Here is an 8231-nt window from a genome sequence, read left to right as displayed (position 1 = left end):
TCGAGCGTGCCCTCGATATGCAGATGCAGCTCGGCTTTCGGCAGAGTCCGGAGCCAGTGGTCCATAAATTGTTCTCGCTTATTTTGGGGCCGGCCGTCAGCCGGTCAGGATCGTGGCCAGATCGACCCGGCGAATGCGCGTGGCGTAGTTCAGGCGATCCTCGAGATAGTTCAGATGCTCGCAGGCGGCCCGGGCCGCGCGCTCGCCGTCGCCGTCGAACAGCGCCTCGGCGATACTGCGATGGTCGGTAGCCCGGTAGCAGGCCGCCATTCCGGGAACCTTGTAGAGCGCCACCGCGATCGACGTGCGCAGGATCAAGTCCTGCAGAATTTGGCCCAGTACCCGGTTCGGGCAGGCGTCGGCCAATCGCTCGTGAAACCGCAGCGACAAATGAATCCGATCGTCGTGAACGCCTTCCGCGTGGGCATGATGCTCTTCGGCGACGACCTTTTCGATAGCTTCACGCGTTTTGTTGTCAATATTGCCCGCGGTCTGGCGCATCGCTTCGGCCTCGATATGCCGGCGCGCCGCGAAGAGCTGCATCGTTTCATCGGGCCCGGGGCTGGCGATAACCGCGCTCTGATTGCGTCGCAGTACGACGATATGATCCGAGGCCAGCCGGCCGAGAGCACGGCGAACCACGGTTCGGTTGACGTCGTAGATCTTGCTCAGCGTCAGTTCCGGTAGGCGTGTATCCGATGTCAGTTGCTGCGTCAGCACCGCGTGCCGAATCGAGGAATAGATCTGCGCTTCGAGGTCTTCCGTGCGGCCCGACTCGCCGGTTCGAGCTGTCGCTGTAGTCATATTTTCGGCTGAGTTTGAATCGAACGATGGCGTTACTTTAAAGGCTCGGTCGCGTACTGTCATCCGCGGCACGTCGATGTTAGTCGAAAAATTGTTGACAGAAAAATATATAAATTGATAACAATAAATTCGAAGCGGTCGTTTGAGCTTCTGTTGCCGTAGCGCGCGCCGTTACGCCGTGAAGCCGATACTCGAACCGCAAATCGAAAAAGAGCGAGCCTTGCGGAGGAGCAAGCGAATGAGACCGGTGCGATTTTTACTGAACGACGAGCTTCGCGAGTTGCAGAACGTCGATCCGACGATGACGGTCCTGCAGTGGCTGCGTCGGGATGCCGAACTGCGAGGCACGAAGGAGGGCTGCGCCGAGGGGGATTGCGGCGCCTGTACCGTGGTGATCGGCCGGCGCGCCGCCGACGGGCGCATGATTTACCGCGCGGTCAACGCCTGCATTTTGTTCGTGCCCGTGCTCGACGGCTGCCAATTGCTGACGGTCGAGCATCTCAAGACAGCCGATGGCCGGCTGCATCCGGCACAGCAGGCCATGGTCGATTACCACGGCTCGCAGTGCGGATTCTGTACGCCGGGTTTCGTGATGTCGCTGTTTGGTCTATATCTGAACGAAGACCGGCCCTCGCGTCAGCGGATTAACGACGTACTAGCCGGCAATCTGTGCCGCTGCACGGGGTATCGACCGATTATCGACGCGGCCCGGGCGATGTACGACTACGAATGGGACGATCCGACGCTCGCCGCAACGGCGCGTACGGCCGAACGTCTGGCGGCGTTGCATGAAGATGCCGAGCCACTGGAACTGCAATACGGAAAACGGCGCTACTTCGCGCCGACCAACGCCGGGCAGCTCGAATCGCTGTTGACCCGGTACCCCGAGGCGACGCTGCTCGCCGGCGGGACCGATATCGGTCTCTGGGTCACCAAACTTCATCGCGACCTGAGCCAGGTGATCTTCATCGGCCATGTCGCGGAACTCCACGGTATCGAGGACAACGCCGACGAACTGATTATCGGCGCCGCGGTGACCCACGCGGATGCGTTGGAAACAGTCGGCCGGCATTTTCCGGATTTCGGAGAACTGCTGCGGCGTTTCGCCTCGACCCTGATCCGGAATTCGTCGACGGTCGGCGGCAATGTGGCCAACGGCTCGCCGATCGGCGATTCGATGCCGGTCATGATCGCCCTGGGCGCCCGGGTGGTGCTTCGGGGGGCGGACGGGCGGCGCGAGATTCCGCTCGAGGATCTCTATGTCGATTACGGTAAACAGAGCAGGCGCGCCGGCGAATACGTCGAGCGGCTGCGTATTCCCAAGCTCGCGGCCGACGAGCGGTTTCGTTGCTACAAGCTCAGCAAACGGTTCGATCAGGATATTTCCGCCGTATGCGCCGCCTTCAAGATTCGTGTCAACGACGGCCGGGTGACCGCGATTCGGACCGGCTTCGGCGGAATCGCGGCCATTCCGGCGCGTGCTCCCGATACCGAGTCGGTGATAACCGGCCAGCCCTGGACCGAGGCGACGATTGCCAGGGCCGAGGCCGTACTGGCCGAAGAATTCACGCCGCTGACCGACATGCGGGCGACCGAGCGTTATCGTCGCATGACGACGGTCCGTTTATTGCGAAAGTTCTTTATCGAAACGAGCCAGCCCGGCGCGAAGACGCGGTTGCTCGAGGAGGAGACCTGGGTATGAACGAGCCGACCCCGAAATCCAATCCGAGCGTTCGGGTCGCCAAGCCGCACGACAGCGCGCATAAGCATGTTAGCGGCGAGGCGCGTTACGGCGACGATATTCCCGAGCCGCGCGGTATGTTGCATGCGTATGCCCGCCCGGCCGAGCGCGCCCACGCCCGCGTGACGCGGATGAATCTGGATGCGGTACGTGGCGCCCCCGGTGTCGCCGCGGTGATCTCCGCCGCGGATCTGGGCCGGACCGCCAATGATATCGGCCCGGTCTTTCCGGGGGATCAGGTGTTCGCGGACGAGGAAGTGATGTTCCACGGCCAGGCGTTGTTCGCGGTGGCCGCCGACAATATCGAAAACGCGCGGCGGGCGGCGATGCTTGCGGATATCGCCTATGACGATCTGCCGGCGATCCTGTCGATCGAAGAAGCGCTGGAACAACAGGATGATCTGCTACCGGGCAAATGCTGGAAGCAGGGCGATTCGGCCAAGGCGCTCGCCGCGGCGCGCAATCGCCTGACCGGGCGCACCCATATGGGCGGCCAGGAGCACTTTTACCTGGAAGGCCAGATCGCCATGGCCGTTCCGCAGGAAGACGGCGACATGCTGGTGCACAGTTCCACCCAGCATCCGTCCGAGGTGCAGCATTTGGTGGCCAAGGTGCTCGGGTTGTCCGACCACGCGGTTACGGTGGAAAACCGGCGCATGGGCGGCGGCTTCGGCGGCAAGGAAACCCAGGGCGCGCAGTTCGCGGTGATCGCCGCCTTGATCGCCCAGCGCACCGGGCGCGCGGTCAAGTTCCGCCCCGACCGCGATGACGACATGATCATGACCGGCAAGCGCCACCCGTTTTTGATCGATTACGACGTCGGGTTCGACGACGACGGCCGTATCTCCGGCATCGAATTCATGCAGGCCGTGGACTGCGGCTATGCGCCGGATCTGTCGCATTCGATCGCCGATCGCGGCATGTATCACGCCGACAACGCCTATTTCCTGGAAAACGTCACCATCACCTCCCGGCGCTGCCGGACCCATAAGGTATCGAACACCGCGTTCCGGGGGTTCGGCGGCCCGCAGGGCATGCTCGGTATGGAGCACGTTATCGAGGAAATCGCCCGCTATCTGGGCAAGGACCCGCTGGAAATACGCAAGACCAACCTCTACGGCGTGGGCGAGCGCAACGTCACGCCCTACGGCATGACGGTGGAGGACAATATTCTCCACGAGCTGATGCCGGAGCTCGAGGCGAGTTGCGATTACGCCAAACGGCGCGCCGGGATTCGGGCCTACAACGAAAAAAATCCGTGGCTGAAAAAAGGCATCGCGCTGACGCCGGTCAAGTTCGGCATCTCGTTCACGGCCAAACACCTCAACCAGGCCGGCGCGCTGGTGCTGGTGTATCAGGATGGCAGTGTGCAGCTCAACCACGGCGGCACGGAGATGGGCCAGGGGCTGCATATCAAGGTCGCGCAGGTGGTGGCCGAGGTGTTCGGAATCGACCTGGATCGCGTGCGGATCACCGCCACCAATACCGGCAAGGTGCCGAACACATCGGCGACCGCGGCGTCCTCGGGCTCCGACATGAACGGCGCGGCCGCCTATAACGCGGCACACAAGATCGTCGATCGCCTGCTGCCGTTGATCCGCGACCATTTCGAGGTCGCGACTGACGACAAAATCGAATTTCGCGACAACGCCGTGTTCGCGGGTCAGCGCCGGCTGGGCAGCTTCGCCGAAATCGTCAAACTGGCGTATTTCAACCGCATTCAATTGTCGGCCGCCGGCTTTTACGCCACGCCGAAACTGGAGGTCAACGAGGACGGGACGGGCCGGCCGTTCTATTATTTCGCCTATGGCGCCGCCTGCACCGAAGTACAGGTGGATACGCTGACCGGCGAACATCGCATGACGCGGGTGGATATTCTCCATGATGTCGGCCGCTCGTTGAATCCGGCGGTCGACATGGGCCAGATCGAGGGCGGTTTCATTCAGGGCGCGGGCTGGCTGACGACCGAGGAACTCTGGTGGGACGACAAGGGCCGCATCGGCACCCACGCGCCGTCGACCTACAAGATCCCGGTGTGCAGCGATGTGCCCGCGCATTTTCGTGCGAAGATCTATGAACGCGGCGAAAACGTCGAACAAGCCATCTATCGCTCCAAGGCGGTCGGCGAGCCGCCGCTGATGCTTGCGATCTCGGTGCTGCACGCCATCAAGGATGCGGTCGCGGCGACCGCCGATTATCGATGCGCGGCGCCGTTGCACGCGCCGGCCACCCCCGAGGCGGTATTGTTCGCCATCGAAGAGATTAGGACGGCGGCCACGGACGATGCCGCCGCGCCGCCGGTGACCGAGGACGCCGAGTGAGCTGCGCTTGTCGAGCGACGACGGCGCCATGAACGCCGAAGCATTCTGGAAAGCGGCGGCCCAACGACTGGATGCCGGCATGCCGGTGTTCATCGTCCTCGTGGTGGCCAACACGCGCGGCTCGCCGGGCACGCGTGGCGCCCGGCTGTTGCTCGATTCGAATGGCGTGGTCGGCGGCACGGTCGGCGGCGGCATCATGGAGGCCGAGCTGATCGAGCAAGCACGGCACCGACTGGCAACCGGCCACGCCACGCCGCCGGTGCTGCGGCGACTCGTGCATCGTAAGAAGGGGACCGATCATCCTTCCGGGCTGATCTGCGCCGGCGAACAGACCAACCTGAGCCTGATACTCCAGCCGGATCGGGACGCGGCTGCGATACGGCGCTTCAGCGATGCCGTCGAGAATCAGGCGCATCGATCGGCGCGACTGGTTATCGACGATCGCGGCGTGCACGTCATCGAAGATGCCATCTCCGGCGCCACGCCCGATATGCAATTGATCGAGGACGGCGATGGCTGGCGTTACGAGGAAACAAGCCTCAATCAGCAGCGCCTCGCGATCGTGGGCGGCGGCCATTGTGGCAAAGCGCTCGCGCGTCTGGCCGTTGAAATCGGCTATTGGGTGGACGTTTTCGATACCCGCGTCGCGGTGCTGCAGGCAGACGACTGGCCAGAGGCCGTACGTCGGCATGCCCTGAACGATTACGCTGAGCTGAGAGCGCGGCTTGCCCATACATCACTTGCAACGGTTGTGGTCATGACCGCCGCCGTCTACCACGACATCACCGCGCTGGCATCGATCGCGCTGGCCGATCCGCGCTGGTTGGGCGTCATGGGTAGCGCGGCGAAGATCCGCAAGATACGTAAGGAATTGCGGGATCGGGGCATTGCCGCAGCTCGCGTGAACGCGATCCATGGGCCGATCGGTTTGTGCATGAAAAGCGATACACCGGCCGAAATCGCGGTCAGCATCATGAGCCAACTGCTTACGGAACGCCCGGAATGTTCAGGGCCGGGCGGGCTTTTCGATTACAAAACCGTATCGTGAATTACGAGGACTATCACTGAGGTATGGCTATGCGTATGCACAATCCGCCGCACCCTGGCGAGGTGCTTAAAGGGCTTTATTTTGAGCCGATGGGCTTGAGCGTGACCGAAGGCGCGGCCGCGCTGGGCGTGAGCCGCAGTGGATTCGGTGATGGCCAGATTCAGGTTGCGCAGCCGCGGAGATGTCCGATTTCGGTCATAGGTGACATATGACCGGCGACAAGGGCGCCTAAGAGCTTGAAATTGGTGGGCGGTACTAGATTCGAACTAGTGACCCCTGCCGTGTGAAGACAGTGCTCTACCGCTGAGCTAACCGCCCGAAGAGAGCGAAGTCTAGCCATGCGTCCGACCGCAGTCAACGTGTATCGGCGGCGTTCAGTGCTAGACTTCGCGGCGATTTACGACAGTTTCTCGGGCTTCGGGGCGGCCACCATGCAGTTAATCGATCTCCAGGCGCAGTATCAGCGCATCAAGCCGGAAGTGGATGCCGGTATTCACGCGGTTTTGAATCACGGGCGCTATGTGAACGGGCCCGAAATCGAGCTGCTGGAGGCGCGGCTGGCGGCATATGCCGATGTGCCGCACTGCGTGGCTTTATCCAGTGGCACGGACGCGCTGCTGGTGACGATGATGGCGCTGGGCATCGGGCGGGGCGACGAGGTGATTACCACGCCGTTCACATTCATCGCCACCGGCGAGATGATCGGCCTGCTTGGCGCGACGCCAGTGTTCGTGGATATCGATCCGACGACCTATAACATCGACGCGAGCCGTATCGAAGCGGCGATCACCGAGCGCACCAAGGCGATCATGCCGGTGAGCCTGTTCGGCCAGATGGCGGACATGCCGGCGATCGCCGCGATCGCCGAGCGTCATGGCATCCCGGTAATCGAGGACGCGGCGCAAAGTTTTGGCGCCACCTTCGCCGGACAACGATCCTGTGGCGCCTCGAGACTGGCGGCCACTTCGTTTTTCCCGGCCAAGCCGCTCGGCTGCTACGGCGATGGCGGGGCGGCCTTCACCACCGATGCCGATCTTGCCGAACGCATGCGCCAGTTGCGCAATCATGGGCAAACGGCGCCGTATCATCATCCGATGCTCGGCCTCAACGGCCGGCTGGATACCGTTCAGGCTGCCGTGCTGCTGGCCAAGCTGGATGTCTTCGACGATGAAATCGCCCGGCGCGAGCGGGTGGCCGCGCGTTACGAGCAGGCGTTGGCTCGCCACGTCGTGACGCCGGCGCTCAACGAGCGCGCCACCAGCGTCTATGCACAGTATACGGTTCAGGTCGATAATCGGGATGCGGTGCGCAGCGCGCTCGATGCCGCCGGTATTCCCAGCGCGGTCTACTACCCGGTGCCGCTCAATCGCCAGCCACCGCTATATGCCGACCTGCCGATGCCCGAGTCGGATACGGCGGCCGGGCGCGTGCTGAGCATTCCGATGCACCCGTATCTGGAACCCGCGGATCAGGATCGTGTCATCGATGCCCTGATCGCGGCCGTGCAAAAATAGTGGGTCTTAGGGTTGGCAACCGTTAGCGGCGTGTCTATAATGCGCGCCTCGCAAGTTCATCGGGGCCATAGCTCAGCTGGGAGAGCGCAACACTGGCAGTGTTGAGGTCGGCGGTTCGATCCCGCCTGGCTCCACCAAAGTCAGTCCCCATCGTCTAGAGGCCAAGGACACCGCCCTTTCACGGCGGCGACAGGGGTTCGAATCCCCTTGGGGACGCCAATAAAAACAAGGGCTTATCGGATTTCCGTTAAGCCCTTGTTCATTTTCAGACGGCTTTTTTCTATATTGTGCTATCGCGGCACATGAAATAGCACAGCCTCGGCGCTGTCTCGGGCGCCCCATCAGACGTTCATCCGCAAGATCGCATCGGTCACTTGATTCGGCGACGGGTGCGCGTAGCGCTCGGTGTCGTAGGCGGCCTGGGCGCGCAGCCAATAGCCGTTCGAGAGGCCAAAGAGTCGGCACAACCGCAAATCGGTGTCCGCGGTAACGGCGCGCTTGCCGGCTACAATTTTGCAGATGCGCTGCGCAGCCACGCCAATCTCTTTCGCCACACGATATTGGCTCAGGCCATGGGCTTGAGAAATTCTTCCCGGAGTATTTCGCCGGGGGTGACGGGGTTGAGCCTATCCATGATGATCTGACCTTGGGGCCTGTTGCCGCTTCATACGACGCCGCGCCGGCGGCCATTTTGTCGCAAGACAAGACGCAGCGGGCGTACGGTAGTCATTCTACCGTAGCGCGCTGCAACGCTGGATTGCGGCAAAATGGCCCCGGCCCTTCGGGTTGCGGCCCCAAATCGC

General features: G+C 62.5%; 5 protein-coding genes, 3 tRNA genes and 2 pseudogenes. 7 read left to right on the top strand and 3 right to left on the bottom strand.

Annotation, left to right across the window (positions count from 1 at the left end):
• Positions 1-96 precede the first annotated feature (96 nt).
• On the bottom strand, positions 97-804 hold the full coding sequence (locus tag VFJ08_RS04540) for a GntR family transcriptional regulator (protein WP_324995619.1): 708 nt from the start codon (positions 802-804) through the stop codon (positions 97-99).
• Between the two features lie 238 nt (positions 805-1042).
• Between VFJ08_RS04540 and xdhA the strand changes: the two genes are divergently transcribed.
• The 4 genes and pseudogenes from xdhA to VFJ08_RS15705 form a co-directional block, all read left to right on the top strand.
• Positions 1043-2506: a xanthine dehydrogenase small subunit gene (gene xdhA / locus VFJ08_RS04535; RefSeq protein WP_324995616.1), complete on the top strand. Its 1464-nt coding sequence runs from the start codon at positions 1043-1045 to the stop codon at positions 2504-2506.
• Positions 2503-4866 (top strand): xanthine dehydrogenase molybdopterin binding subunit, encoded by a 2364-nt coding sequence (gene xdhB / locus VFJ08_RS04530; RefSeq protein WP_324995614.1) that lies wholly within the window; start codon positions 2503-2505, stop codon positions 4864-4866. Before xdhA ends, xdhB begins: the two co-directional genes overlap by 4 nt.
• A 7-nt stretch (positions 4867-4873) precedes the next feature.
• On the top strand, positions 4874-5914 hold the full coding sequence (locus tag VFJ08_RS04525) for an XdhC family protein (RefSeq protein WP_324995612.1): 1041 nt from the start codon (positions 4874-4876) through the stop codon (positions 5912-5914).
• Positions 5915-5943: 29 nt separating this feature from the next.
• A pseudogene (locus VFJ08_RS15705) lies at positions 5944-6051 on the top strand (helix-turn-helix transcriptional regulator); the annotation flags it as partial.
• A 106-nt stretch (positions 6052-6157) separates the two neighbouring features.
• Here the strand turns inward: VFJ08_RS15705 and VFJ08_RS04515 are convergent.
• Positions 6158-6232 (bottom strand) — tRNA-Val (locus VFJ08_RS04515).
• Positions 6233-6252: 20 nt separating this feature from the next.
• Here VFJ08_RS04515 and VFJ08_RS04510 point away from each other — a divergent pair.
• The 3 genes from VFJ08_RS04510 (at position 6253) to VFJ08_RS04500 (ending at position 7647) form a co-directional block, all read left to right on the top strand.
• Entirely contained in the window at positions 6253-7428 is a 1176-nt protein-coding gene (locus tag VFJ08_RS04510; protein WP_324995608.1) for a DegT/DnrJ/EryC1/StrS family aminotransferase, read from the top strand.
• 61 nt (positions 7429-7489) lie between these two features.
• Positions 7490-7565 (top strand) — tRNA-Ala (locus VFJ08_RS04505).
• Between the two features lie 6 nt (positions 7566-7571).
• A tRNA-Glu gene (locus tag VFJ08_RS04500) sits at positions 7572-7647 on the top strand.
• A 122-nt stretch (positions 7648-7769) separates the two neighbouring features.
• Here the strand turns inward: VFJ08_RS04500 and VFJ08_RS04495 are convergent.
• A pseudogene (locus VFJ08_RS04495) lies at positions 7770-8062 on the bottom strand (HigA family addiction module antitoxin).
• Positions 8063-8231 lie beyond the last annotated feature (169 nt).

The sequence above is a fragment of the Salinisphaera sp. genome (assembly GCF_035690525.1).
In the GTDB taxonomy this organism is placed as follows: domain Bacteria; phylum Pseudomonadota; class Gammaproteobacteria; order Nevskiales; family Salinisphaeraceae; genus Salinisphaera.
This window is presented reverse-complemented; position numbering and strand designations above follow the sequence as displayed.